The organism is Arthrobacter halodurans, assembly GCF_041877255.1.
In the GTDB taxonomy this organism is placed as follows: domain Bacteria; phylum Actinomycetota; class Actinomycetes; order Actinomycetales; family Micrococcaceae; genus Arthrobacter_N; species Arthrobacter_N halodurans.
Genome location: NZ_JBHDLJ010000010.1, coordinates 85,549 through 109,779, shown reverse-complemented (window position 1 = coordinate 109,779; position 24,231 = coordinate 85,549). Strand labels below are relative to the sequence as shown.

The window sequence follows — 24,231 nt, the reverse complement described above, 5'->3', positions numbered from 1 at the left end:
GCCCCATGACAGCGTTCCGAGGGCTCATCGCGTATCCGGTCACCCCCTTCGACGAATCCGGGGACGTGAACTACGCCGAATTCGAGCGCATGCTGGCCTCGCTGGCCGTCTCCGGCGTCGACGCCATCACGGTGCTCGGCAGCTCCGGGAGCTTCGCCTACCTGAGCGCCGCCGAGCGCCAGCGGGTGGTGCGCCGCGCCGTCGACGCGGTCAAGCGGGCCAACCCCGCCCTGCCCCTGTACGCGGGGGTCAGCGCGGTCGCCACGGCGGAACTGCTGGAGCACGTCGCCGACGCCGTCGACGCCGGCATCGACGGGCTCCTCGTCTCCACGGTCTCCTACGTCCCGCTGGACGAGGACGAGGTCGCGAACCAGTGCCGCCTCGTCGCCGCCGCGTCGGAGCTGCCGATCTGCCTGTACTCCAACCCGTCGACCACCAACTTCGCCTTCTCGATCGACCTGATCGCCGAGCTCGCCCGGGAACCCACCATCCGGGGCGTGAAGGAGACCGCGCCGGACACGGACGCCTTCGCGGCCCGGTACGAGCGGCTGCGGCGGCTGGTCCCGGAGGACTTCAGCCACGGCATGAGCGGCGACGCCCTGATCGCCGACGCCGGCTTCGCGGCCGACGCCTGGCACAGCGGACCCGCGTCGGTCCTGCCGGTCCACTACGCCGCGCTGCGCGACGCGCTGGTCGAGGGGGACCCGGCCCGCGCCGCGGCGCTCCGCGACGAACTCGCCCCGCTCCTGCACGAGTTCACGTCGCTGCGGAAGCTCAGCAACCTCTACGCGCTGGCCCGGGCGGCCGGCATCGAGGCCGGGGAGCCGCGCCTGCCGCTCCTGCCCATCGCCGGCAGCAGCCGCCGCGACCTCGCGCGCCTCCTGGAGCCACTCGGCGAACCCCTCTAGGGTTTCCGCGGGATTCCTCCGCCGCCTCCCCCGCGCCACGACGCCCGGCCCGTGCTAGACAGTAACCATGGAAAAGCGCACCCTCGCCGGTTCCGGCGTCCGGCCCGTCGGCCTCGGCTGCATGAACCTGAGCCACGGCTACTCCGCCTTCCCCACCCCGCAGGAGGGGGCCCGCCTGCTCCGCCACGCCCTGGACGCCGGCGTCGACCACCTGGACACCGCCACCCTCTACGGCCAGGGCCGCAACGAGGAGCTCATCGGCGCCGCGATCGCGGGCCGGCGCCGGGAGTACTTCCTCGCCAGCAAGTGCGGACTCGAGATGGTCGACGGACGCGGGCGCGTCGACGGCCGCCCCCACGTGCTCCGGCGCCAGGCCGAGGCGTCCCTGCGCCGCCTGCGCACGAGCCGCATCGACCTCTACTACCTGCACCGCCTGGACCGCAGGGTGCCGATCGAGGAGTCGGTGGGCGCGCTCGCGGAGATGGTCCGCGACGGCATGATCGGCGCGATCGGGCTCTCGGAGGTCTCCGCCGCGACCCTGCGCCGCGCGCACGCGGTCCACCCCATCGCGGCGGTCCAGACCGAGTACTCGCTGTGGACGCGCAATCCGGAACTGGGGATCCTCCGGGCCTGCCGCGAACTCGGCACCGCGTTCGTGGCCTTCAGCCCGCTGGCGCGCGCCTACCTCACGGGCACCCTGACGGACCCGTCGGCGCTCCCCGGCAACGACATGCGCCGCCACATGCCGCGCTTCAACGCCGAGAACTACCCGCGGAACCTCGCCCTGCTGGAGGGCTTCACCGCCGTCGCCGCGCGCCTCGGGACCACCCCCGCGGCACTGGCCGTCGCGTGGGTGCTTGCCCAGGGCGAGCACGTCGTGGCCATCCCCGGCACGACGCGCGCGGACCACCTCGAGGAGAACCTCGCGGCCGAGCGCCTGCAACTCGACGCCGCGACGCTCGCGGAGCTCGACGGGCTCATCAACCAGCGCACCGTGCACGGCCACCGCTACAGCTCCCTGCAACGGGCGACGATCGACACCGAGGACTTCCCCGGCGCGGAGGCGTAGCGCCGCGGGGCGGGGACACGGCCCCATGGCCTAGAATCAAAGGTCGAATCCCCCGCGCCCCGGACCCCCCCTCCGCGTTGCGCCCTCCCCTCCCCAGGCCGCGCGACCCGGCCGGAAAGCAGTCGATGCGCCCCACCGACCACGCCGCCTCCGTCTGGGCCGACCAGCAGCGGTTTCGGTCCTCGCCCGCATGGAAGCTGCTCTCGGCGGCGCCCTGGACCCTCGCGTTCCTGCGGGCGGAGTTCACGCAGGCGCGGCCGCGGATCCCGCTCGAGGAGTTCCACGCCGCGCTCGACGCGTTCCTCAAGCACCTGCGCGCCGAGGGCGCGGGGCTCGGCGAACAGTGGGGGGCCCCGCAGTACGCGGACGCGTGGGTGCGCTCCCGCTTCCTCTCCCGGCCGCTGGTGGACGGCCGGTTCACCTACGAGCCCACCGCGCACACGGCGCGCGTCCTGACGTTCCTCGAGGGGTTCTCCGGCGCCGGCACCCACCTCAACTCCTCGCGCCTCAATACACTGCTCACGAGCATCGAGGCGCTGGCCCACGAGACCGACCCGGACCCGCAGGCCCGCATCCGCCAGCTCGAGGCGGAGATCGCCGACCGCCGCGCCCGGATCGCGCGCCTGGAGTCCGGTGGCGACCCCGACCTGATGCCCGACGACGGCGCCGTGGCCGCCGCGCGCTCCGTCCTGGACCTCGCCTCCCACCTCCCCGCCGACTTCAAGCGCATGCGCAACGGGGTGCGCGAGATGCTGCACCAGGTCCGCCGGGAGATCATGGAGTCCTCCATGGCCAAGGGCGTGGCCGTGGGCCAGGTGCTCGAGGGAGACCGCCAGCTGCGCGGCACGCCCGAGGGCGAGACCTTCCGCGGGTTCACCGAGTTCCTCAACGACCCGCAGCGCCAGGCCCGCTTCCGGCAGGCCGTCAACGAGGTGCTGGAACGGGACTTCGTCGACGGGCTCACCCCGCAGGAGCGGCACACGCTGGCCAACCTCCTCCGCGAGCTCCGCCGCCAGGCCGGCGAGGTGCACTCCAGCTACGGCAAGCTCTCCGAGAGCCTGCACGCGTACGTGCAGTCCGACGAGTTCCGCGAGTCGCAGCTGCTGCGCAAGTCCGTCCGCGCGGCCGAGCTCGCCGTCTCCGCGTCGCCGGCGCTCAGGGCGCGCACGTCCGCCGCCGCGGTGCGGCTCTACTCCCCCGCGTTCACCACGGTCGCCGGGCTGGGCATCTTCGATCCCGCGGAGCACGTGGCCCCGCCCCGCCTGGCCGACCCGCCGGCGCTCACGGAGGCGGACATCCACCGCACCCCGTCGACGCCGCAGGCCGACCCCGCCGCGCTGCGCGACGCCGTCGCGCGGGCCCGGCGGCACGCCGCCGGCGACGCGACTCTCGGCGCCGCGTTCGCCGCGCTGCCCGCGGACCAGCGGCACCTCAACAGCCTGCGCCACCTGGTGCAGACCGCCCGGACGACGGGCGAGCCGATGGACCCGAGCCGCTACGAACGCCTCCCCTACCTCCAGGTCGACGGCAGCGAACGCGCCGCCTACCTGCCCGTGATCACCTTCGCGAAGGACCCCGCATGAGCACCGCCACCACGGAATACGACGCGCCGCGCGCGCACCGGCACGACGACGGGGCCGGGGACCGCGCCGAGCGTCGGCTCTTCGACGGGGACACGGGCCGCTTCGAACTGCCGCTGCGGCAGGCCCTCGTGCGGCTGCTGCGCGGGCCGTACCTGGACGGCGCCGCGGATCCCCGGCTGTGGCAGCTGGTGCTGGACCGCCGCGCGGACATCGGCGCCTACGTGGCCGAGATCTTCCTGGTCCTGAGCATCGACGCCGACCGCAAGATCGCGATGCTGGTCCCCGTCGACGTCGAGGCGCCACACACGACGGCGATCGCGCCGCGCAAGCCGCTCAAGCGGGAGGAGACGCTCCTGGCGCTGCGCCTGCGCCTGTTGCTGGACCGGCACGCGGGCACCGGCACCGACCCGGTGATCAGCCGCGCCGGCGCCCGGGAGATCCTCGAGGAGCACGCCCGTCCCGGCGCCGTGGACGACAAGCGGCTCGAGGAGCTGACGGACGCTTCGCTGGCCCGCCTCGCGGCCCTGAAGCTCGTCCTGCCCACCGAGCTCGAGGACGAGTACCGGGTGTCCGGCGCGCTCGCGCTCGCCCTGCCGTTCGACACGGTCGAGGAGATCCCCGCGTACCTGGCCGCGCTCGAGCGCGCCGCCGGGGATCCGGTCCTCGGGCTCGCGGACGCCGACGCCGACACCACCGAGGAGGAACTGTGAGCATCGCCACGACCCTGCCCTTCGGCGAGGCCGCCAACCCCGGCCAGCACCGGCTGAGCCGCATCCAGGTCATCAACTGGGGCACCTTCCACGGGAGACACAGCCTCCACGTGGACCGCGACGGGACGCTGCTGACCGGGCACCCCGGCGTCGGCAAGTCCACGCTGTTCGACGGCATCGGCCACATCTTCCACGCGGCGCCGCGGCTCAACGAGTCCGCGCACGAGGCCTCGACCCGCAAGGACCGGCGCACGACCTACTCCTACATGCGCGGCCGGCGCTTCAAGACCGAGACCGGCACGCTGTACCAGCGTCCCGGCGCCACGTGGAGCGCCGTCGCGCTGACCTACGAGGACGGCCTCGGCGGGCGGACCTGCATCGCCGCGCTCTTCGACCTGCCCGCGAACGGGCTCGAGGGCCAGGTCGGCAAGCACTACGTCATCGGCGACCGGACGCTGGACACGGCGGCGCTGGAGGACCACGGCCCGCGCCGCTTCTCGCCGTCCAGCCTGCAGAAGTCCCTCCCGGGGTTCGAGGCGTTCGACACCCACAAGACGTTCGTCGAGCGCTTCCGCCGCCGCCTCGGCATCAACAACGACAAGGCGTTCTCGCTGCTGCGCACGCTGCAGAACGGCAAGGGCCTGGACCGGGGCGTCAACCAGTTCTTCCGCTACGAGGTGCTGGAGGTCCCCTCCACGCTCCAGGCCGCCGCCGGCGCCGTCGAGGACTTCAGCCACCTGCGCGGCATCCGCCGCCAGCTCGAGGAGGCCCGCGCGCAGCGCGACGCCCTGGAGCTGGTGCCCGAGCAGCACCGGCGCCACCTCGAGCTGACCGCCGAGCTGGAGCGCACCACCGAGCTCGCCGACACGCAGCTGCCCCTGTTGCGCGACCACCTGGCCGCCGAGCTGCTGGACTCGCAGGCGCGCGACCTGAGCTCGCGACTGTCCGCCAACCGGGCGGACATCGAGGCCGCGGCGGAGGCGAAGCGCGCGCTCGAGGAACGCGCCCGCTCGCTCCAGGAGCAGCACGACTCCCACGGCGGCCAGGCCGTCCACACGCTGGAACGCGAGCTCGAGGCCGCCCGCGAACGCCTGGCCGAGCGCGAGGCCGTCGCGGAACGGCTCCGGCACGAGCTGGGCGCGGCCGGCGTGAAGCTGGATTGGTCCTCGACCGGTCTCGACGCCGCCCGCCGCCAGGCCGCGGTGACCGCCGAGTCGCTCGAAGGCGTCGCGAAGGACGCGCGCACGCTGGAGTACGAGGCCATGGCGGCCGCGATGGAGGCCCGCGACCGTGGCCGGAAGCTGGCGGTGGAGATCGATTCCTACGCCAAGCGCGGATCGAACATCGACGGACTCTCGGCGGCCGCGCGCCGGCGCATCTGCTCGGAGACCGGGATCTCCCCCGCCGACCTGCCCTTCGGCGGCGAACTCGTGGACATCGCGCCGGGCCACGGCGCCTGGCGCCCGGCCGCGGAGAAGGCGCTGCGCACCCTCGCGACGACGCTGCTGGTCCGCGCCGGCGACCTCGAGGCCGTCACGCGCGCCATCGACGGGCTCGAGGGGTTCGGCCGGCTGCGCTGGGTGGACATCTCCCGGGCGCCGCGGGCCGCGGAGCCCGCCCCGGGCGACCTCGCCACCAAGCTGGAGTTCAGGGCGTCCGACGCCGGCGACTGGCTGCGCGCCAAGGTCGCCGCCGATTTCGCCTTCGCCTGCGTGGACACCGACGCCCAGATGCACCGCCTGGAGCGGTGCATCTCGCTGGCCGGGACCATCAAGTCCGGGCGCGGCTCCTTCGAACGCGACACCCGCCCCGTCGCGGCCGCGGACTACCTCCTGGGATTCACCAACGAGGAGAAGATCGCCGAGCTTCAGGCCCGCGAGCGGACCCTCGCCGACGCACGGCACGCGGCCGAGGAGCTGGCCGGCGAGCGCGGACGCTCGAAGGACGACATCGTCCAGCGGCTGGCCGCCCTGAAGCGGCTCGCGGCCGACACCCGGTCCTTCTCCTCGCTGGACGCGGCCGCGCAGGCCGCGGCCGTCGCGGACCTGGAGTCCCGTATCTCCGACGCCATGGACGCCAGCACCGACCTGGCGGGCCTGCGCGAGTCCCTCGGCGGGGCGCGCGCGGAGCTCGAGTCCGCCGTCGGACGCCTGGCCGTGTTGCGCAGCGAGACGTCGGGGCTCGAACGCGGCGCCGCCGCGGCCGCCGCCCAGCTCAAGGCCGCGCGGCAGCGCGGGGCCGCCGGGGCCCCCGAGGAGTGGGCGGACGGGGAGCTGCGGTCGCGGGCCGCGCTGGCCGACGTCGCCGGCCGGCTGGACGGGGCGAGCGTCGCGGAGCTCGATGCCGCGGTCTCCGCCGTCGCGCTGGAACTCGGAGAGCGCCGCACCGCGCTGCGGCAGTCGCTCTTCGCCACCGAAACGGCGCTGACGGACACGTTCAAGCAGTTCGCCCGCGACTTCGGGCCCGGCGCCACGGCCTCCTTCGGCACCGGCGTGGACAGCGCGCCGCACTTCGTCGCACTGCACCGCGACATCCTCGAGGAGGGCCTGCCGCAGCGCGAGGAGGAGTTCCGCGAATACTTCTCCCACCGGTCCTACGAACGCTTCTCCGATCTCCTGCAGCTGCTCGAGGAGGAGCGCCGGGCGATCGGCGAGCGCATCCTGCCGCTGAACCAGATCCTGGCGGACGTGCCGTTCGAACACGGCAGCCGGCTGCGGCTGGAGGTCCGAACCACGATTCCGGACGAGGCCCGCGACTTCCGCACGGCCCTGAAGGACGCGCTCGGCAACGCGTACGCGCGGCGCGGCGCCGAGGAGTTGACCGCCAGCTACGAGGCGCTCGAGCGGCTCGTCGACGCGCTGGACGACTCCTCCCGGATGGCCTGGCGCGACACCGTGCTGGACGTGCGCCAGCACGTGACCATCAGCTGCAACGAGCACAAGGCGAACGGCGAGGTGGACACGGGGCTCGAGCCCGGCACGCTCTCCGGCGGCGAGGGACAGCGCTTCACGTCCTTCATCATGGGCGCGGCGCTGGCGTACCAGCTGGGGTTCGCGCTGCAGGGCTTCACGACCTACGGGACGGTCATGATCGACGAGGCCTTCATCCAGGCGAACTCCGACTACGCGGCGGCGGGAATCAACGCGCTGCAGGAGTTCGGCTTCCAGCTGCTGCTCGCGGCCCCCGAGGACAAGATCGACCTGTCGCGGCACCTGGGGTCGGTCACGGACATCGTCAAGCACCCCGGCTCGAGCGTCTCCGGCTTCGTGGAGTCCGGGCTGTCCCCGGCCATCGCGACGGATATCGTGCTGCGCTAGCCGGTGTTCGCGCGGATGTTGCGGACGCGGTCGATGTGGGTCTCCCTGCACAGGCCGCCGGCGGGCCGGGCGGTCCACCGCGCGCCGCGGCGTGCGCGCCGTCCGGCCCGCCCTGGCGTAGATTCACAGGCGAGCCTCACCTCTCGGCGGGTGGCGGCGTCTACGAGGTGATGAACATGAAACCGCCCTTCGAACAGGTCGTGGAGATCCACGGCGCCACGGTGCTCCGGGTCTGCCGCGCCGTCCTCGGCCCCCGCCCGGAGAGCGAGGACGCGTGGTCCGAGACGTTCCTCGCCGCGCTCCGCGCCTATCCGGGACTTCCGCCCGACGCCAACGTGCAGGCCTGGCTCGTCACCATCGCACACCGCAAGGCCCTCGACGCCGTCCGCGCGGCCGGGCGCCGCGCCGTTCCGGTCGCGGACGTGCCCGAGCGGCACTCGACCATCGGGATCGTCCGGGACCGCGACGACGCCCTGTGGCGGGCGCTGGCGGCGCTGCCCGAGCGCCAGCGCCTGACCGTCGCCTACCACCACGTCGCCGGCCTGCCCTTCCGGGAGGTCGCCGAGATCCTCGGCGGAACGCCGGAGGCCGCGCGCCGCGCGTCGTCCGACGGCATCCGGGCGCTGCGCTCCGCGCTGGGCGGGGCGCGCCCGGCCTCGACCGTCCCCGCTCCCCCGACCGCGAAAGGAACACCATGAACCCCCACGACACTGACGCCGCGGAACCCGCGGAGGTCTCCACCTGGCTCGGCACCGCCCTGGGCGCGCCGGCCGGAACGCTCGGCCGGCTGCGCGCGCGGCTGGCCGCGGACGCCGACGCCGCTGGCGACCTCGACGTCGCCTACCGGATCGTGGAGTCGCCCGTGGGACCGCTGCTGCTGGCGGCCACGCCGCTCGGGTTGGTGCGGGTCGCCTTCGCGGCCGAGGGGCACGCGGCGGTCCTGGCGCAGCTGGCCGGGCGCATCGGCCCCCGCATCCTGGAGTACCCGCCGGGGCTGGAGGACGCCGCGCGCGAGCTGGCCGAGTACTTCGCCGGCGACCGGACGCGCTTCGACATCCCGCTGGACCGCCGGCTGTCCAAGGGCTTCCGGCTGGCCGTCCAGGAGCGCCTGCCGGACATCCCCTACGGGCACACGGCCAGCTACACGGAGCTCGCCGCGGCGGCGGGCAGCCCCCGCGCCGTGCGCGCCGTCGGGAGCGCCTGCGCCACGAACCCGCTGCCCGTCGTCGTCCCCTGCCACCGCGTGCTGCGCAGCGACGGGGGGCTCGGCGGCTACATCGGCGGCACCGACGCGAAGACCGCGCTGCTGGAACTGGAGCGGGCCGCATGAGCACCCTCTTCGGCGACGAGTTGCTGGAACGACCCCGCCGGGAGATCGCGCCGGGGGCGATCCACCTGCCCGGTTGGCTGGGACTGGAACAGCAGGCGTGGATCGCGGACCGCTTCCGCGACTGGGCCGCCGGGCCCGTCCCGCCGCGGGGCGCGAGGATCGGCGGCCACGAGATGTCGGTGCGCACCGTCTGCCTGGGGTGGCACTGGCAGCCCTACCGCTACACGCGCGAGGCGACCGACGTGAACGGCCGCCGCGTGCTCGAGATGCCCGACTGGCTCGTCCGCCTGGGGCGCAAGGCCGTGGCCGAGGCCTACGGCCCCACGCTGCCGGACGGTTCGCCGTCCGCGGGGTACACGCCCGACGCCGCGCTGGTGAACCACTACGACGCCACGGCCAAGATGGGCATGCACCAGGACAAGGACGAACGGTCCCCGGCCCCGGTCGTCTCGCTGTCCATCGGCGACGACTGCCTCTTCCGCTTCGGCAACACACGGACGCGGGGGAAGCCCTACCGCGACGTGGAGCTACTGTCCGGGGACCTCTTCGTGTTCGGCGGCGCCTCCCGGCTGGCCTACCATGGCATTCCCAAGGTCCACGCGGGCACGGCCCCGGACGGCTGCGGCCTGGCCACCGGCCGGATCAACATCACCCTGCGCTCCACCGGGCTGGACGAGACGCGGGCGGACACGGAAGGGGCGCGGCAGTGACGGAGCATCCGGCGGGGACCGTGCTCGGCGACGACGGGCTCGCCCGTCCGCCCTGGGCCAGCACCGATCCCCTGCTGCGCGACTACTACGACACCGAATGGGGCCTGCCCGTCCGCGACGAGCGCGGGCTGTACGAACGCATCAGCCTCGAGGCCTTCCAGGCGGGGCTCTCGTGGGCCACGATCCTGCGCAAGCGCCCCGCCTTCCGCGCGGCGTTCGACGGCTTCCGCCCGGACACCGTCGCCGCGTACTCCGACGCGGACGTCGAACGGCTGATGGGCGACGCGGGCATCGTCAGGAACCGGGCGAAGATCCTGGCGGCCATCACCAACGCCCGGGCGACCGTCGCGCTGCGCGACGAAGGCGGGCTCGTGGAATTCGTCTGGTCCTTCCGGCCGGAGACGACGCCGGAACCGCGCACCTTCGACGACGTGCCGACCAGGTCGCCCGAATCCCTCGCCCTGTCCAAGGCGCTGCGGGGAAAGGGCTTCGCCTTCGTGGGTCCCACCACGATGTACGCGCTCATGGAGGCCATCGGCATCATCGACACGCATCTGGTCGACAGCCACCGCCGCGGTTCGTCCGGCGTCTGGCCCGCGTGAGCGCGGACCCCGGAACCGGCACCGGGCGCGCCCGGATGATCCGCGCCCGCGGAGGACTCGCGGCCGGGCCGCTGCTCGGGGCCCTGGCCGCCCACGCGATCCCCGGGGTCGACGTCGTGGACCGGTCCGCGGGCACGCACCGCCGCGCCGTCCCGTTGGCGGGCGGATACCGCGCCGTGACGCTGTCGGCGGACGCGGACGGGGTGCGGGTGCTCGCCGCGCTCCGCGGCGGGCCGCCATCGGATGCGGCCCGCCCTGCAGCGGACGCGGGCCCCGACGCCGGGGAGGCCCGGGAGTTGGAGGGACTCATCACGCGCTGGCTGGACCTGGACACCGACCTGGCGCCGGTGAACGCGTCCCTGCGGCGCGATCCCGTGCTGGCCCCGCTGGTCTCCGCACGGCCGGGGCTGCGCATCGTGGGTTACCTGACCCACTTCGAGGCCGCCGCCACCACGGTTCTCGGTCAGCAGGTCTCGCTGGCCGCCGCCCGGACCTTCGCGGGTCGCCTGGTGTCGGCGTTCGGCGCGGACGGGCCCGGCGGGCTGAGGCTGTTCCCCGAACCCGGCACCATCGCCGCCCTCGACCCCGAGGAGTTGCGCGCCGCCGTCGGCGTCACCCGCGTCCGGGCCCGCACCGTGCACGCCGTCGCCGCCGCGCTCGCCGCCGCGTCCGCGCCCGTCGGAGGGCCGCCGGGCCGCGAAATCGGCCACGGTGGATTTCCGCTCTCGCGGGCGGAGCTGCTGGCGTTGCCGGGCATCGGTCCCTGGACGGCGGACTACCTGGCCGTGCGGGCGGCCAGGGACCGCGACGCGTTCGCGCCCGGCGACCTGGTGCTCCGCCGCGCGCTCGGCGGCATCACCGCACGGGAGGCCGCGGCCCGGGCCGAGCGGTGGCGCCCCTACCGGGCGCATGCCCTGTTCCACCTGTGGACCGCCGCGGCCTATCCCTGACGCGGGCCCGCGGGCGGAAAGCGGCAACCCGCGGCTAGTCCGGGAAGATCTGCCCGATGGGCTCGCGCTTCTCGGCCTGGAAGGTGTCCTCGGCGCGCCCGAACGCCCAGTAGGCAGACAGGGACATGCGCCGGCGGTCCACACCCTTCTCGTCGGCCAGATAGCGGCGCAGCGCCTTGACCATCTCCCGCTCCCCGTGGGCGAACACCTGCACCTGGCCCGGCAGCCAGGCGCCCTCCATCACGGCCGCGGCCAGCAGCGTGCTTTCGGGGGTGAAGACCCCGCCTCGGTGCAGCCAGTGCACGGCGACGCCGGGAGGGGCCGCCAGCGCCAGCTCGTCCGCGGGCCCGGCGACCTCCAGGTACGCGATGCCGCGCGCCGAGTCGTCCATGGCCTCCAGCGCCGCGGCGATGGCCGGCAGCGCGGACTCGTCGCCGGCCAGCAGGTGCCAGTCCGCGTCGGGGTCCGGGCGGTACATGCCGCCGGGCCCGGAGAAGCACACCCTGTCGCCGGGCCGGGCAGACGCGGCCCAGGGGCCGGCGATGCCGTCGTCGCCGTGCACCACGAAGTCCACCTGCAGGGTCCGGGCCTCCTCGTCGACCCGGCGGACGGTGTAGGTCCGCCGCACCGGCAACTGCTCGGGCGCCAGCCGCGCGCGCAGCGCGTCGAGGTCGTAGGGCGGCTCCAGGCCGAGCGCCGGATCGGCGAAGAGCAGCTTGATGTACTTGTCCGTGGCGTCCTTGTTCCGATAGGCGGCGAATCCCTCGCCGCCCAGCGTCAGGCGCACCATGTGCTCACTGAGCGTCTCCGACGCCAGCACCTCCAGGACCACCTGGGGGCGCGGCGGCCGTGCAGTGGGTGGAACGGTCATGCGGCGTTCTCTCCTTCGGGTGTCGGCGTGCTCCGGCGTGTCGTTCCTTCCCAGCCAATCCCACCGCCGCGCGCAACGCAAACCCGCGGCGCGCAACGCAAACCCGCGGCGCGCGCCGCACCGCCCCGCGCGCCGGCCGCGCGCCGGCCGCGCGCCGGCCGCGCGGGATAGGATGGGGGCAGCTTCACGAGATGCGGCCAGCCACGGGCTCCGACCCGGCCGCACACCAACCCCATGCTTCACGGGTGGTTCGGATGACGAAAGCGGTCCGGCCCACAAGGCGCCGGGCAAGAGCAACGGAAGGTGTCCACCATGGGCTTTCACCTATCAACCACGGGCGCCGACGCGCACTGTTCCTCCGTGGACTCCGGACACGGACTGTGCCCGGCGCGGCTGCGCGGCGCGCTGGCCGACGCGACCGCCTGGGAAGCGGTCCACGTCGTCGTCTCGGTCCCCGACCAGCGCGTGGTCCTCCACACGCGCGACGGCCGCCGGCTGGGATTCCACACGCACGACGCCCTCCGGGTCGAGGCGCGGCTGGCGCCGCGGCGCGCCATGGACGCGGCCGCCAACACGCGCCGCTGTGTCTGGAACCGCAGCGCGGACATCCTCGGCCTGCCCTCCGACCCGGCACGGCACGCCGGTCGCGGCTACGTCAGTCTGGCCCGGGATCGGCTCGCGCCGTGCGGGTTCGCCCACGATGCCGGGCTGGCCGCCGCGTTCGACGCCGTCACCGCGGGACTGCGGGCCACCGATCCGTCGCGGCCGCGCCACGGGTAGGCGTCAGCGGAACACCGGATCCCCGAGGAACTCCCCGAGCGCCTCCCGGCGGTCGGCGGGAATCCGCAGGACGCGCGACTCGGCGGCCGAGAAGAAGGCCAGCGTCGTCGTCGCCTTGACGCAGAGCTCGCCGCCGAAGGGGTCGCGGAACTCGTAGCTCATGTCGAAGCTGGCCGGCTTGACCGCGGAGACCCACACGTCGACGTCGGCCGGGACGTTGCGGTAGTCCAGCGGGCGCACGTAGCGGATCCGGTGCTCCACCACGAGGGTCTGGGTGCCGTCGGGGACCGACGAGAAGAGGTCGACGGCGGGGGCGTTGCCGGGTTTGCCCGTCCCGCCGGGCACGCCGAAGGACGCGATGCGCGCCTCCTCCATCATGCGCACCAGATTCACGTTGTTGATGTGGCCGTAGGCGTCCATGTCGCTCCAGCGCATGGGGATCTGAACCCGCAGCCGGCGGCCGCTCACCCCGGCTCTCCGGTGCGCCGCTCGTCGGCCTCGACCAGGCCCAGCTTCTCGAGCTCGGCGATGATCTGCGCGCCGTCGGTCGCATAGACCCACGGGACGCCGGGGGTCGAGTCGACGGTGCCCTGCGAACGGCCGCCGGCCAGCACGGCCTCCGACGGGGTCAGCTGGCGGATGACGATCGCGCGCACGTTCTGCGGGTAGCGCTTCGCGAACTCCGCGTAGATCTCCGGGTCGTGCTGCCCGTCGTCGCCGACCAGCAGCCACCGCATGGTGGGGAACTCGGAGGCCAGCCGCCGCAGCTGGTCCACCTTGTGCTTCATGCCGGAACGGAACCAGCGACCCTCGGTCGGCCCCCAGTCGGTGAGCAGCAGCGCTCCATCCGGGTACAGGTTGCGGGACAGGAACCGGGCCAGGGTCGGCGCCACGTTCCACGCGCCCGTGGACAGGTACAGCACGGGCGAGGCGCTGCGGGCGCGCATCAGCCGCTCCATCATCACGGCCATCCCCGGCGTCGCGGCCCGGGCGTGCTCGTCCAGCACGAATGAGTTCCAAGCGGCCAGGAACGGCCGCGGCAGGGCCGTGACCATCACGGTGTCGTCGATGTCGCTCAGGAGGCCGAAGTCGACGTCGCCGTCCACCACGAACACCTCGGCGACCGAGGGTTCCGAATCCTCGCACCGGAGGGTGATGGAGTGCCATCCGGGCGTCAGGGACGCGGGGATGCGGGCGTCCAGGACGCCGCCGCGGTCGGCGTCGACCGTGAACTCCTGGCCGCCCACCGTGGCGACGACCTCGGCGAAGGGAATCGGCGAGGCGATGAAGTTCCGCCAGCCGCGCACGCCGTCGGAGACGATCCGCGCGTCGAGCTCCCCGTTGTCGAACGCCCCCCGCGGGGCCAGCACGATCCGCGCGAACACGCGGACCCATCCGTCGTCGGCGCCGGCGAGGCCGTAGCCCCGCGACGGGAGGACGTTGACGGCCATGCCGCGCCCGCGCGCGTTGCGCTCGCGGAACGCGTGCCACGAGTCCTCGAGGCGGACACCCAGGTGTTTCGTGGTCTTGGCGATGTTGGCTTCAGGCATGTGGCAAGTCTTTCACGTCCGCGGCGCGACTGTCAGACTGGGGCCATGGACCGCCTGACGCCCGAACAGCGTTCGGCGCTGATGGCGCGCATCCGGGGCAAGGACACGGGACCGGAACTGCGGGTCCGGAGGATCGCCCACGCGGCCGGGTACCGCTTCCGGCTGCACGGGCAGCTGGCCCGCCGGGCGGCCGCCGCCGCCTCGCGCCGGGCCCCCGATGTCCGGCTGGCCGGAGGGCGGCTCCCGGGGAAACCGGATCTGGTGTTCCCCTCGCGGCGGAAGGTGGTCTTCGTCAACGGCTGCTTCTGGCACGGGCACGACTGCCCCGTGGGACGCCGGGCCCCGGCGTCCAACGCGGAGTTCTGGGCCGCCAAGCGGGCGGGCAACGCCGCGCGCGACGCCCGCCACGAAGCATCGCTGGGCAGGCTCGGCTGGCAATCGCTGACGCTCTGGGAGTGCCAGCTCAAGGACGCCGACGCCGTGCTCGGCCGCCTCGACGAATTCCTCGGCCCCTCCCCCTAGCGTTTTTCTACTCCACGTCGAAGAATGGTGGCCATGATGTTCTCCCACGCAGACGACAACCCGGTCCTCGTCCTCGACGCCGAACAGTGCTGGCGCCTCCTCGACCACTCCAAGCACGGGCGGATCGCCCTGAGCGTGGGCGGGGAGGTCGACATCGTCCCCGTCAACTACGCGGCGGCCGACGGCAAGATCTACCTGCGCACGGGCCCCGGGACCAAGCTCGCGGAGCTGACGGTGAACCCCAAGGTCGCCTTCGAGGCCGACGGCATCCTCAGCGAGGAGGCGTGGTCCGTGGTCATCCGCGGCCGCGCCCGCTCGCTGGAGACCGAGGCGGAGATCGCCACGGCCCGCGGGGCCGGCGTCGTGCCGTGGGTCCCGACCGTCAAGGAGTCCTGGGTCGAGATCGTCCCGGCGCAGATCACGGGCCGCCACTTCCAGCTGGGACCGCAGCCGGAGATGTTCGACGAATACTAGGCCCGCGGCGCCGCCTCAGCGGAACGCGGGGATCCCCGTGAGCTTCTGGCCGAGGATCAGGGTGTGCACCTCGTCGGTCCCCTCGTAGGTGCGGACCGACTCGAGGTTGTTGGCGTGCCGCAGCGGCGAGTACTCCAGCGTCACCCCGTTGCCGCCCAGGATGGTCCGGGCCTCGCGGGCGATCTTGATGGCCTCGCGGCAGTTGTTCAGCTTGCCCACGGAGATCTGGTGGAGCTGGAGCGTGCCGGCGTCCTTCATGCGCCCGATGTGCAGCGCCAGCAGGAATCCCTTGTTGATCTCGAGGGCCATGTCGACGAGTTTCAGTTGGGTGAGCTGGTACCCGGCCAGCGGCTTGTCGAACTGGAGGCGCTCCCGCGAGTAGGCCAGGGCGGCCTCGAAGGAGTCGCGCGCCGCGCCCATGGCGCCCCACATGATCCCGTAGCGGGCCTCGTTGAGGCAGGAGAACGGGCCCTTGAGGCCGACGGCGTGCGGCAGGACGGCCTCGTCGGGCAGCCGGACGTCGGTCAGCTCGATGTCGCACTGGATGGACGCGCGCATGGAGAGCTTCTGCGGGATCGGCGTCGCCGCGTACCCGGGGGTCTCCGTCGGGACGACGAACCCGCGGATCCCGTCCTCGGTCTGCGCCCAGATCACGGCGACCTGCGCCACGTTGGCCAGGCCGATCCAGCGCTTGGACCCGTTGAGCACCCACCCCCCACCCTCGCGCCGGGCGAACGTCTTCATGCTGGAGGGGTCCGACCCCGCGGTGGGCTCGGTCAGGCCGAAGCAGCCGATCGCCTCGCCCGCCGCCATCCGCGGCAGCCACTCGAGCTTCTGCTCCTCGGAGCCGTGCTTGTGGATCGCCGACATGGCCAGTGAACCCTGCACCGAGACGAAGGTCCGCAGCCCGGAATCGCCGGCCTCGAGCTCCGCGCCGGCCACGCCGTACTCGACCGCGGACCGTCCGGCGCAGCCGTAGCCGTCCAGATGCATGCCGAGCAGGCCGAGCTTCGCCATCCGGGGGACGATCTCCAGCGGGAAGACCGCCTCGTCGTACCAGCGGGCGATGTGCGGCTTGATCTCCGCCGCCACGAACTCCCGCACCGTGGCGCGCAGCGCCAGCTCGCCGGGCGTGAGCAGGGCATCGAAGTCGATCAGGTCGGACGGGTCGGCGGTGGTGGTGTCGGGGCTGGACATGGCGGAGGCTCCTCGGAGGCGGGACGGTGCGTCACCGGATGGTGGATCATTGGATGGCTGGACGACGGACGTGCGGGACGGGATGCGGAATGGACGGGGCGCGGACGCGCGCCGGGGCGTTATCCACCGGACGGCGCCGCGGGGTGCGAGGGCGCCGCGGGGTGCGAGGGCGCCGCGGGTTCGGCGGACCCGGCTGGCGGGATTCCCAGCCAGTCGAGGACCTCGCGCGTGTGCTCGCCGAGGCGCGGCGGGGCCCGGGTGGGCGAGACCAGCGGCGGTTCCCAGGTGGCGGGGTGGCGGATCTGGCGGCCGACCGCGGTGCCCGCGGCGTCGTGCACGTCGATCGTGGGCTCCAGGCCCAGGGATTCGGCGAACGCGATGCCCTCGTCGATCCCGGCGACGCGCCCGGCGGGGATCCCGGCCGCCGTAAGTCGCTCCTGCCATGCGGCGGCCGGGGCGGACGCCAGCGCCGCCTCCAGCAGCGGAACGAGCTCCCGGCGGTGCGCGACCCGCGCGCTGTTGGTCGCGAAGCGCGCGTCCTCGGCCACAAGCGGCACGCCGAGTTCCGCGCACAGGCGGCCGAACTGCCCGTCGTTGCCGGCGGCGACGGCCAGGGGGCCGTCCGCGCAGGCCAGCGCCTGGTACGGGACGATCGAGGGGTGTTCGTTGCCCATCCGCCCCGGAACGACGCCGGCGCCCAGATAGGCCTGCGCCTGGTTCGCGAGCGCGCCCTGCAGGCTGGAGAGCAGGTTCACCCGGACGTGGCTGCCGCGCCCGGAGCGGTCCCGGGCCCGGAGCGCGGCGAGGATGCCGATCGTCGCGTCCTTGGCCGTCAGCACGTCGACCAGGGCGACGCCGACCTTGTGCGCCTCGCCGCCGGGGTCCCCGGTGATGCTCATGAGCCCGCCGACCGCCTGGGCGATGAAGTCGTAGCCCGGCAGGTCCGCGCCGGCCTCCGCGCCGAATCCCGAGATGGACGCGTAGACGAGGCCGGGGTTCCGCGCGGAGAGTTCGGCGTAGCCCAGGCCCAGCCGGGACAGGCCGCCGGGCTTGAAGTTCTCCACCACGACGTCGGCGCGCAGGGCCAGCCGGCGGGCCGCGGCGAGGCCGTCCGGGTCCGCGAGGTCCAGCGCCACGGATTCCTTGTTGCGGTTCACCGACTCGAAGTAGGTGGACCCGGTGGCGGAGAACGGAGGCCCCCAGCCGCGGGTGTCGTCGCCCGTTCCGGGGCGTTCGACCTTGATCACGCGGGCGCCCAGGTCCGCGAGGGTCATCGTGCACAGCGGTCCGGCGAGGACGCGGGAGAAGTCCGCGACCAGCACGCCGTGCAGCGGCAGCGCGGCCGGGGCCGCGGCGCCGACGTCGTCGTCGGGCTCGATGCGTGGCACGGGGCTCCTTTCGGGTGGTCCACGTCCCACGCTAGCCCACCCGGCACCGGCCGGGGCTACACCGACCGCCGCAGCGGAACCTCCTTGATGCAGACGACGCAGAGGAACGCGAGAACGGCCACCGCGGCGGAGATCAGGAAGATCGCCGCCGTCGCCTCGCCGTAGGCCCCCTGGACGATGGACTGCATGTTCGCCGGCAGCGCCGAGAAATCCATCGACGAGGATCCGCCGACCGGGCTGCCGGCACCGTCGGGCGAGACGAGGTGCGCGGCCGCGAGTCCGTCGAGCGTCAGCGCGCCGACGCGGTCCGAGAGCACTGAGCCGAGGACCGCGACGCCGGCCGCGCCGCCGATCGAGCGGAAGAACGCCACCGACGAGCTGGCCGTGCCGATCTGGGTGACCTTGACCGTGTTCTGCACGGCGAGCACCAGGTTCTGCAGCATCATGCCCATGCCCAGCCCGTTGAGGAGCATGCCGAGGGCGAGGATCCAGTAGGGGGTCGCCTGGTCCATGGTCCCCAGCAGCCCGAGCCCGCCGATGTTGAGCAGCGAGCCGACGACGAGGAAGACCTTCCAGCGGCCGAAGCGGCTGATCAGCTGCCCGGAGAGCACCGAGCCGACGAGGTTGCCGAGGATCATCGGCAGCGTGAAGAGGCCTGCCTCGGTCGGCGTGGCGCCGGCGGAGAGCTGGAAGTACTGGCCCAGGAACGCGCCGGAGCCGAACATGCCCACGCCGATCGCGATCGAGGCGACGATGGCCAGCGCGGGCGTCCGCTGCACGATGATCTTGAGCGGGATGACCGGCTCGGGCACCCGGGACTCGACGAACAGCAGCGCGGCCACCATGAGCAGCGAGGCGCCCACCATCGCCAGCGTCTGCCAGGAGCCCCACGCGAAATGCCCCGGCTTGCCGACGAACGACACCCAGATGAGCAGCGTGCTCACCGAGGCGGTGACCAGCGTGGCCCCCGCCCAGTCGATGTAGACGCGGCGCGGCACGTGCACCAGATGGAGGGTCTTGTGGATCAGGACCATCGACACCAGCGCCAGCGGAATGCCGATCCAGAACGTCCAGCGCCACCCGAGCGGCGTGTCGACGATGAAGCCGCCGAGCAGCGGACCGCCCGCGGTCGCGACGGCCATGACGGCGCCGAAGTACCCGGAGTAGCGTCCGCGCTCGCGCGGCGGGATGATGCTGCCGATCACGGCCATGCCCATCGCCGTGAGTCCGCCCATGCCCAGCCCCTGGACGACGCGGGCGGACATCAGCATGGGGATGTTCTGCGCGAACCCGGCCAGCAGCGATCCGGCGACGAAGATGAGGATGCCGACCTGCGTGAGGAGCTTCTTGTCGAAGAGGTCCGCCATCTTGCCCCAGATCGGCGTGCTGGCGGCGTTGGCCAGCAGGGCCGCGGTGATGACCCACGCGAAGTCCGTCTGGGTGCCGCCGAGCTCCGCCATGATGGTCGGCAGTGCGATCGAGACGACGGTGGCGGCGAGCATGGCCGCGAAGAAGCTGGCCAGCACGCCGACGAGGGCGCGCAGGACCTCCTTCTGCGTCATCTGCGGCTTGTCGGCCAGGGCCTCCCGGATCGGCGCGGGGGTCCCGGATTCGTGGGCGGAGGTGGCCCGGTCCGCGGCGCTCACGTGGCGGCCTGCCTGGGCTCGGGACGGCTGGCGGCGTCGCGGGAGAGGCCCTCGCGCAGGACGTCCGCGAGCTCGTCGAGCAGGGTGACGGCGTCGCGGGCTCGGGCCTCGTCCCAGTTGTCCAGGAGCTCGGCGAGCAGCTCGGCGCGGTGCGCCGTCGACTCCTCGACGGCGGCGCGGCCCGCGCCGGTCAGGCGGAGCAGCTGGGCCCGCGCGTCGGCCGGATCCTGATCGCGGAGCAGCATGCCGGCGGACTCGAGCTCCGCCACATGGCGGCTCAGCGACGCGGGACCGATGCCCAGCGCGCGCGCGATGTCGGTGGCGCGGACCGGCTCGTTGTTGTGCACGCGCACCAGCACGGCGAGCGGTCCGATGCCGGGCCGGCCGGGCCGCACCCCCGCGTGGGCCACGCATTTGAGGACCTGGTGCAGCGATTGGACGCTCTCCACCAGGTCGAGGGCTGTCGGACGTTCGAGCGGCACGGGCACGGGTCCCTTCGGAAGGAAAGTTGATCGGGGCGAATATTGCCTCTAGCAACCATAAGACCGATTAGTTGACCTTGTAAACTAATGTGCGGGACCTCACGGACGTCCCGGCGGCCCCGCACTAGGCTGGAGGCGTGGACACCACCGACGACACCCGCCAGCTCGCCGCCCGCCTCCGCTCGGTGGCCGAGGACGCCGCCGCCGGCGTCGGACCCATGCTCCGCTCGGCGTTCCGCTCCGGGGTCCGCACCGAGAAGAAGACCAACAACCACGATCTGGTCACCGCGCACGACCGCGCGTCCGAGGAGTCCATCGCGCGCCACCTGTTCGCCGCCGTGCCGGACAGCCGGATCCTCGGCGAGGAGGGCGGGCACCGCGGCTCCGGCCGGATCGAGTGGATCGTCGACCCCATCGACGGGACCAGCAACTTCGCACACGGCGTCGCGTTCTTCTGCGTCTCCATCGCCGCGGCGCTCGACGGCGAGCTGCTCGCCGGCGTCGTCTACGACCCCGTCGCGGAGCTGATGTTCTCGGCCGACCGGGACGGCGCCTACCTCAACGGCGAGACGCTGCGGCCGCGCGCCCACGCGACGGAGGCCCAGGCCTCCATCATGACCGACTACCCGTCCGCGGAGGCCCTGCGCATCGACGGGCGGGCCGGCCTGGACGCATTCGCCGAACTCGTGGACACCTACGCGACGCTGCGCCGGAAGGTCAGCGCCGCACTGATGCTCGCGCACGTGGCCGCGGGCTGGGCCGACGTCACCTTGGGACTGGACACGAATCCCTGGGACGTGGCCGCCGGGGCGCTGATCGTGCGGCGGGCCGGCGGCAGCTACCTGCCCTTCGGCTACGACGACGGCGCGCGCCCGGCGCACGAGGCGCCCTGCTACGTGGCGATCGGCCCCGGCGGGAGCGCGCCCACCGCCGTCGCGGTCGTCGAGCGCCTCGTCGCCGCCCGCAGGCGCGCGGGCTACACCCGCGGCTAGCACCGCGGGCGCGGGCGCCGGCCGGGGCGGGAACATCGCCCTTTACCCCCAACCGCCGCCCGCATAGGCTCAGGTCATGCCCGTAATGTTGCGCACGATCGAGACCGCAGTCCCTTCGACGATCCTCCACCAGGACCAGGCGCGAGACGTCTTCGCCGCCCAGCCCGGGCTGACCCGGCTGGGACAGCGGCTCGTCGCCACCTCCTTCGACTCCGCGGCCATCCGCACGCGCTACACCGCGGTCGACGAGATGAGGCTGGACTCCGGCAGCGAGGATCCCGTCTTCTTCGACTCCGCGTCGGGCCTGCTGCTCAGCCCGAGCACCAAGGTCCGCAACGCGGTGTTCGCCCGGGAGGCGGGGACCCTGTTCGTGGAGGCCGGGCGCAAGGCGCTCGACGCGACGGAGGGCCTGGGTCCCGGCGACGTCACCCACGTCGTCACGGTGTCCTGCACCGGCTTCTACAACCCGGGGCCGGACTACCAGCTGGTGCGCGCGCTTGGGCTCGCGCCGTCCGTGCAGCGCTACCACCTCGGCTTCATGGGCTGCTACGCGGCGTTCCCCGCGCTGCGGGCGGCGAAGCTGTTCTGCGAGGCGGATCCGGACGCCGTGGTGCTGGTCGTCTGCGCCGAGCTGTGCTCGCTGCACGTGCGGACGTCCAACAACCCGGACACCATCATGGGCTCGGCGCTCTTCGCCGACGGGGCGGCCGCGGCGATCGTGACGGCCCGGACGGACCTGCCCGGCGGGGCGGCGGCGTTCTCCCTGGACCACTTCGAGACCGTCCTGACGCCCGTCGGGGAGGACTCGATGGCGTGGAACATCGGCGACGAGGGGTTCGAGATGGTGCTCGGCACCTACGTGCCGCACATCATCGACGACCATATCGTCGGGGCGCTCGAGCCGCTGCTGGCCCGCGACGCCAGCCTGGGCGGCGTCGAGTTCAAGGACATCCCGCACTGGGGCATCCACCCGGGGGGCCGCGCGATCCTGGACCGCGTCGAGAAGCGGCTGGGATTGTCCGAGGCGCAGCTCGAGCCGGCCCGGCGGGTGCTGCGCGACTACGGCAACATGAGCAGCGCGACCGTGCTGTTCGTGCTCAAGGACATCCTGGACGGCGGCGGGGAGGGGCGGGTGTGCTCGATGGCGTTCGGACCGGGACTGACGGTGGAGACGTCGCTGATGACCCTCCTTCCCGCGCATGCCGGGGCGTAGCGCCCGGCTGCCGCTCGCCCGGCGCGCGGTCGACGCCGTCGAGCTGATGGACGGCCCGGACTGCGACCCGGAGGCCCTGCGCCGGACCTACGCGCGCTTCCCGTGGGTCAACCGCGGGCTCGCCGGCTGGGGGCGGATCTACGCGGACCTGCTGCGTCCCGCGCTGCCCCGCGACGGGACCGCGACACTCCTGGACATCGGCTGCGGCGGCGGCGACGTCGCCCTCGATCTCGCCCGGCGCGCGGCGCGGGACGGCATCCGCCTGCGGATCGTCGGCATCGACCCGGACGAGCGGGCCCGGTCCTTCGCGGTCGCCGCGGCCCGGCGGGCGGGCGTCGGGCCCGAGCGCGTCGAGTTCCGCGCGGCCACCAGCGCGGATCTCGTGGCGGAAGGTCTCGCGTTCGACGCCGTCGTGTCCAACCACGTGCTGCACCACCTCGACGGCGCCGCGCTCGCCGGCCTGCTCGCGGACACCGAACGGCTGGCGCGCGGAATCGCCGTGCACAACGACATCCGCCGCTCCCCCGCCGCCTGGCTGCTGTTCTCCGTCGCCGCGCTGCCCCTGGCGCCCGGTTCCTTCATCCTGCACGACGGATTGGTGTCCATCCGCCGCAGCTACACGACGGCGGAGATCGCGGCGGAGGCCCCGGACGGGTGGGCGGCCAGACGGCGCCGGCCGTTCCGCAACCTGCTGGTGTGGCGCGCGGGGCACCCCGGTGCGCCACGGACACCGCGGGGGCCCGCGTGATCGACGTCGCGATCGCCGGAGGCGGACCCGCAGGACTCAGCCTGGCCATCCTGCTGGCGCAGGCCGGGGCGGAGGTCAGGGTCCTCGAGCGGCGCGGGTCGGCCGCGGAGGGCTCCCGGGCCATCGGCCTGCACCCCCCGGGGCTGGACGTGCTGGACGCCGCCGGCGTCGGGGACGCTGCCGTCGCCGCGGGCGTGCGCATCCGCGGCGGCCGGGCCGTCGCCCGGAACCGGACGGTCGCCGGGCTGGACTTCGGCGTGCTCGGCGGAGCGCACCCCTACGTGCTCGCCCTGCCGCAGGCCGTGACCGTGCGCCTGCTGGAGGACCGGCTGGCGGAGATCGCGCCGGGCGCGCTGCGGCGCGGCGTGTCGGTGCGGGGCGCGGAAGGGTCGCCGCGGGGCGACGGCGTCGCGGTGCGCCTGGACGGACACGGCGGTGGAGCCGAGCCCCCGGCAGGCCTCCTGCGCGCCCGGTACCTGGTCGGCGCCGACGGGACGCGCTCGGCCGTCCGCGACACGGGCGGTTTCGCCGCGTCCGGCCGCGGGTACCCGGACCGCTACCTCATGGGGGACTTCGCCGACGACTCCGGGTTCGGACCCACGGCGGTCCTGTTCCTGCACGAACGCGGCATCGTCGAATGCTTCCCCTTGCCCGGCGGCGTGCGCCGGTGGGTCGTGCGGCTGGGGCGGCGCGACGACCCGGGGCCCTCCGGCGGCGCCGGCGCCGGGGACGGCGCGCGGACCGACCCGCGCTGGCTGACGGAGGAGATCCTCCGGCGGACCGGGCGGCGCGTCGACCCGGCGGGCAACAGCATGCTCAGCTGGTTCGCGACGCGCCGGCGCACCGTGGAGACCATGGCCGCCGGCCGGACCGTCCTCATCGGCGACGCGGCGCACGAGGTCAGCCCGATCGGCGGCCAGGGCATGACCCTGGGCCTCGCCGACGCCGCGGAGCTGGCGGGCCTGCTGCTGGCGGACCGGGAGCCGACGGAGGCGGAGCTCGCCGCGTTCTCGCGGCGGCGCCTGGCCGCGGCGCGGTCCGCCGGGCGGCAGGCCCACGTGAACATGGCGCTCGGCCGCCCGCTGCCGGGCCCCCTGTTGCACGGGCGCAACGCGCTGATCCGGCAGGCGCTGCGGAGCCGCCCGCTCGCGGACGGCATCGCGCACCGCTTCGCCATGCGCGCCTGAAC

24 protein-coding genes and 1 riboswitch are annotated in these 24,231 nt (G+C 73.8%); of the genes, 17 read left to right on the top strand and 7 right to left on the bottom strand.

Annotation, left to right across the window (positions count from 1 at the left end):
* Positions 1-5 precede the first annotated feature (5 nt).
* From ACETWP_RS12595 to ACETWP_RS12550, 10 genes are all read left to right on the top strand, one after another.
* Positions 6-908 (top strand): dihydrodipicolinate synthase family protein, encoded by a 903-nt coding sequence (locus ACETWP_RS12595; protein WP_373972599.1) that lies wholly within the window; start codon positions 6-8, stop codon positions 906-908.
* Positions 909-975: 67 nt separating this feature from the next.
* Positions 976-1,977 (top strand): aldo/keto reductase, encoded by a 1,002-nt coding sequence (locus ACETWP_RS12590; protein ID WP_373972598.1) that lies wholly within the window; start codon positions 976-978, stop codon positions 1,975-1,977.
* Between the two features lie 125 nt (positions 1,978-2,102).
* Positions 2,103-3,560, top strand: coding sequence for a DUF3375 domain-containing protein (locus ACETWP_RS12585; RefSeq protein WP_373972597.1), 1,458 nt, complete (start codon positions 2,103-2,105; stop codon positions 3,558-3,560).
* Positions 3,557-4,270: a DUF4194 domain-containing protein gene (locus ACETWP_RS12580; protein ID WP_373972596.1), complete on the top strand. Its 714-nt coding sequence runs from the start codon at positions 3,557-3,559 to the stop codon at positions 4,268-4,270. Before ACETWP_RS12585 ends, ACETWP_RS12580 begins: the two co-directional genes overlap by 4 nt.
* On the top strand, positions 4,267-7,587 hold the full coding sequence (locus tag ACETWP_RS12575) for an ATP-binding protein (protein WP_373972595.1): 3,321 nt from the start codon (positions 4,267-4,269) through the stop codon (positions 7,585-7,587). The genes ACETWP_RS12580 and ACETWP_RS12575 overlap by 4 nt, the downstream gene beginning before the upstream one ends.
* Before the next feature lie 176 nt (positions 7,588-7,763).
* Positions 7,764-8,285 carry an RNA polymerase sigma factor gene (locus ACETWP_RS12570; protein WP_373972594.1) on the top strand — a complete coding sequence of 174 codons (522 nt, stop codon included), beginning with the start codon at positions 7,764-7,766 and terminating at the stop codon, positions 8,283-8,285.
* On the top strand, positions 8,282-8,917 hold the full coding sequence (locus ACETWP_RS12565; protein WP_373972593.1) for a methylated-DNA--[protein]-cysteine S-methyltransferase: 636 nt from the start codon (positions 8,282-8,284) through the stop codon (positions 8,915-8,917). Before ACETWP_RS12570 ends, ACETWP_RS12565 begins: the two co-directional genes overlap by 4 nt.
* Positions 8,914-9,627, top strand: a complete 714-nt coding sequence (locus tag ACETWP_RS12560; protein WP_373972592.1) for an alpha-ketoglutarate-dependent dioxygenase AlkB family protein — start codon at positions 8,914-8,916, stop codon at positions 9,625-9,627. Before ACETWP_RS12565 ends, ACETWP_RS12560 begins: the two co-directional genes overlap by 4 nt.
* Positions 9,624-10,229 carry a DNA-3-methyladenine glycosylase I gene (locus ACETWP_RS12555; RefSeq protein ID WP_373972591.1) on the top strand — a complete coding sequence of 202 codons (606 nt, stop codon included), beginning with the start codon at positions 9,624-9,626 and terminating at the stop codon, positions 10,227-10,229. Before ACETWP_RS12560 ends, ACETWP_RS12555 begins: the two co-directional genes overlap by 4 nt.
* Positions 10,226-11,179, top strand: a complete 954-nt coding sequence (locus ACETWP_RS12550; protein ID WP_373972590.1) for a DNA-3-methyladenine glycosylase 2 — start codon at positions 10,226-10,228, stop codon at positions 11,177-11,179. The genes ACETWP_RS12555 and ACETWP_RS12550 overlap by 4 nt, the downstream gene beginning before the upstream one ends.
* A gap of 34 nt (positions 11,180-11,213) precedes the next feature.
* Here ACETWP_RS12550 and ACETWP_RS12545 read toward each other — a convergent pair whose 3' ends face one another.
* Positions 11,214-12,050 (bottom strand): siderophore-interacting protein, encoded by an 837-nt coding sequence (locus ACETWP_RS12545; RefSeq protein WP_373972589.1) that lies wholly within the window; start codon positions 12,048-12,050, stop codon positions 11,214-11,216.
* Positions 12,051-12,232: 182 nt separating this feature from the next.
* Positions 12,233-12,350: riboswitch (SAM riboswitch) on the top strand.
* A 12-nt stretch (positions 12,351-12,362) separates the two neighbouring features.
* Here ACETWP_RS12545 and ACETWP_RS12540 point away from each other — a divergent pair.
* A complete protein-coding gene (locus ACETWP_RS12540; RefSeq protein WP_373972588.1) occupies positions 12,363-12,830 on the top strand; it encodes a hypothetical protein in 468 nt (155 codons plus the stop codon).
* A 3-nt stretch (positions 12,831-12,833) separates the two neighbouring features.
* Here ACETWP_RS12540 and ACETWP_RS12535 read toward each other — a convergent pair whose 3' ends face one another.
* Both ACETWP_RS12535 and ACETWP_RS12530 read right to left on the bottom strand, forming a co-directional pair.
* Complete coding sequence (locus ACETWP_RS12535; protein ID WP_373972587.1) at positions 12,834-13,265, bottom strand: acyl-CoA thioesterase; 432 nt, start codon at positions 13,263-13,265, stop codon at positions 12,834-12,836.
* Between the two features lie 29 nt (positions 13,266-13,294).
* Entirely contained in the window at positions 13,295-14,380 is a 1,086-nt protein-coding gene (locus tag ACETWP_RS12530; RefSeq protein ID WP_373972586.1) for an App1 family protein phosphatidate phosphatase, read from the bottom strand.
* Between the two features lie 45 nt (positions 14,381-14,425).
* Here ACETWP_RS12530 and ACETWP_RS12525 point away from each other — a divergent pair, with 45 nt between their 5' ends.
* On the top strand, positions 14,426-14,902 hold the full coding sequence (locus tag ACETWP_RS12525) for a very short patch repair endonuclease (RefSeq protein WP_373972585.1): 477 nt from the start codon (positions 14,426-14,428) through the stop codon (positions 14,900-14,902).
* 33 nt (positions 14,903-14,935) lie between these two features.
* Positions 14,936-15,376: a pyridoxamine 5'-phosphate oxidase family protein gene (locus tag ACETWP_RS12520; protein ID WP_373972584.1), complete on the top strand. Its 441-nt coding sequence runs from the start codon at positions 14,936-14,938 to the stop codon at positions 15,374-15,376.
* Positions 15,377-15,391: 15 nt separating this feature from the next.
* Here ACETWP_RS12520 and ACETWP_RS12515 read toward each other — a convergent pair whose 3' ends face one another.
* The 4 genes from ACETWP_RS12515 to ACETWP_RS12500 form a co-directional block, all read right to left on the bottom strand.
* A complete protein-coding gene (locus tag ACETWP_RS12515) occupies positions 15,392-16,573 on the bottom strand; it encodes an acyl-CoA dehydrogenase family protein (protein ID WP_373972583.1) in 1,182 nt (393 codons plus the stop codon).
* Positions 16,574-16,692: 119 nt separating this feature from the next.
* Positions 16,693-17,961, bottom strand: a complete 1,269-nt coding sequence (locus ACETWP_RS12510; RefSeq protein ID WP_373972582.1) for a CaiB/BaiF CoA transferase family protein — start codon at positions 17,959-17,961, stop codon at positions 16,693-16,695.
* Between the two features lie 56 nt (positions 17,962-18,017).
* On the bottom strand, positions 18,018-19,523 hold the full coding sequence (locus ACETWP_RS12505; RefSeq protein WP_373972628.1) for an MFS transporter: 1,506 nt from the start codon (positions 19,521-19,523) through the stop codon (positions 18,018-18,020).
* Between the two features lie 80 nt (positions 19,524-19,603).
* Complete coding sequence (locus ACETWP_RS12500; protein WP_373972581.1) at positions 19,604-20,089, bottom strand: MarR family winged helix-turn-helix transcriptional regulator; 486 nt, start codon at positions 20,087-20,089, stop codon at positions 19,604-19,606.
* A gap of 137 nt (positions 20,090-20,226) precedes the next feature.
* Between ACETWP_RS12500 and ACETWP_RS12495 the strand changes: the two genes are divergently transcribed.
* The 4 genes from ACETWP_RS12495 to ACETWP_RS12480 all read left to right on the top strand — a co-directional run bounded on the left by ACETWP_RS12495 (position 20,227) and on the right by ACETWP_RS12480 (position 24,229).
* Complete coding sequence (locus ACETWP_RS12495; protein ID WP_373972580.1) at positions 20,227-21,081, top strand: inositol monophosphatase family protein; 855 nt, start codon at positions 20,227-20,229, stop codon at positions 21,079-21,081.
* 76 nt (positions 21,082-21,157) lie between these two features.
* On the top strand, positions 21,158-22,294 hold the full coding sequence (locus ACETWP_RS12490) for a type III polyketide synthase (protein ID WP_373972579.1): 1,137 nt from the start codon (positions 21,158-21,160) through the stop codon (positions 22,292-22,294).
* Complete coding sequence (locus tag ACETWP_RS12485; protein ID WP_373972578.1) at positions 22,281-23,042, top strand: methyltransferase domain-containing protein; 762 nt, start codon at positions 22,281-22,283, stop codon at positions 23,040-23,042. Before ACETWP_RS12490 ends, ACETWP_RS12485 begins: the two co-directional genes overlap by 14 nt.
* Positions 23,039-24,229: an FAD-dependent oxidoreductase gene (locus ACETWP_RS12480; RefSeq protein WP_373972577.1), complete on the top strand. Its 1,191-nt coding sequence runs from the start codon at positions 23,039-23,041 to the stop codon at positions 24,227-24,229. Before ACETWP_RS12485 ends, ACETWP_RS12480 begins: the two co-directional genes overlap by 4 nt.
* The last annotated feature ends 2 nt before the right edge of the window (positions 24,230-24,231 follow it).

Coding starts and splice junctions, on each gene's coding strand:
- ACETWP_RS12595 (WP_373972599.1), top strand. CDS start 6: ATGACAGCGTTCCGAGGGCTCATCGCGTATCCGGTCACCCCCTTCGAC.
- ACETWP_RS12590 (WP_373972598.1), top strand. CDS start 976: ATGGAAAAGCGCACCCTCGCCGGTTCCGGCGTCCGGCCCGTCGGCCTC.
- ACETWP_RS12585 (WP_373972597.1), top strand. CDS start 2,103: ATGCGCCCCACCGACCACGCCGCCTCCGTCTGGGCCGACCAGCAGCGG.
- ACETWP_RS12580 (WP_373972596.1), top strand. CDS start 3,557: ATGAGCACCGCCACCACGGAATACGACGCGCCGCGCGCGCACCGGCAC.
- ACETWP_RS12570 (WP_373972594.1), top strand. CDS start 7,764: ATGAAACCGCCCTTCGAACAGGTCGTGGAGATCCACGGCGCCACGGTG.
- ACETWP_RS12565 (WP_373972593.1), top strand. CDS start 8,282: ATGAACCCCCACGACACTGACGCCGCGGAACCCGCGGAGGTCTCCACC.
- ACETWP_RS12560 (WP_373972592.1), top strand. CDS start 8,914: ATGAGCACCCTCTTCGGCGACGAGTTGCTGGAACGACCCCGCCGGGAG.
- ACETWP_RS12545 (WP_373972589.1), bottom strand. CDS start 12,050: ATGACCGTTCCACCCACTGCACGGCCGCCGCGCCCCCAGGTGGTCCTG.
- ACETWP_RS12540 (WP_373972588.1), top strand. CDS start 12,363: ATGGGCTTTCACCTATCAACCACGGGCGCCGACGCGCACTGTTCCTCC.
- ACETWP_RS12535 (WP_373972587.1), bottom strand. CDS start 13,265: ATGCGCTGGAGCGACATGGACGCCTACGGCCACATCAACAACGTGAAT.
- ACETWP_RS12530 (WP_373972586.1), bottom strand. CDS start 14,380: ATGCCTGAAGCCAACATCGCCAAGACCACGAAACACCTGGGTGTCCGC.
- ACETWP_RS12525 (WP_373972585.1), top strand. CDS start 14,426: ATGGACCGCCTGACGCCCGAACAGCGTTCGGCGCTGATGGCGCGCATC.
- ACETWP_RS12520 (WP_373972584.1), top strand. CDS start 14,936: ATGATGTTCTCCCACGCAGACGACAACCCGGTCCTCGTCCTCGACGCC.
- ACETWP_RS12515 (WP_373972583.1), bottom strand. CDS start 16,573: ATGTCCAGCCCCGACACCACCACCGCCGACCCGTCCGACCTGATCGAC.
- ACETWP_RS12505 (WP_373972628.1), bottom strand. CDS start 19,523: ATGACGCAGAAGGAGGTCCTGCGCGCCCTCGTCGGCGTGCTGGCCAGC.
- ACETWP_RS12490 (WP_373972579.1), top strand. CDS start 21,158: ATGCCCGTAATGTTGCGCACGATCGAGACCGCAGTCCCTTCGACGATC.
- ACETWP_RS12485 (WP_373972578.1), top strand. CDS start 22,281: ATGCCGGGGCGTAGCGCCCGGCTGCCGCTCGCCCGGCGCGCGGTCGAC.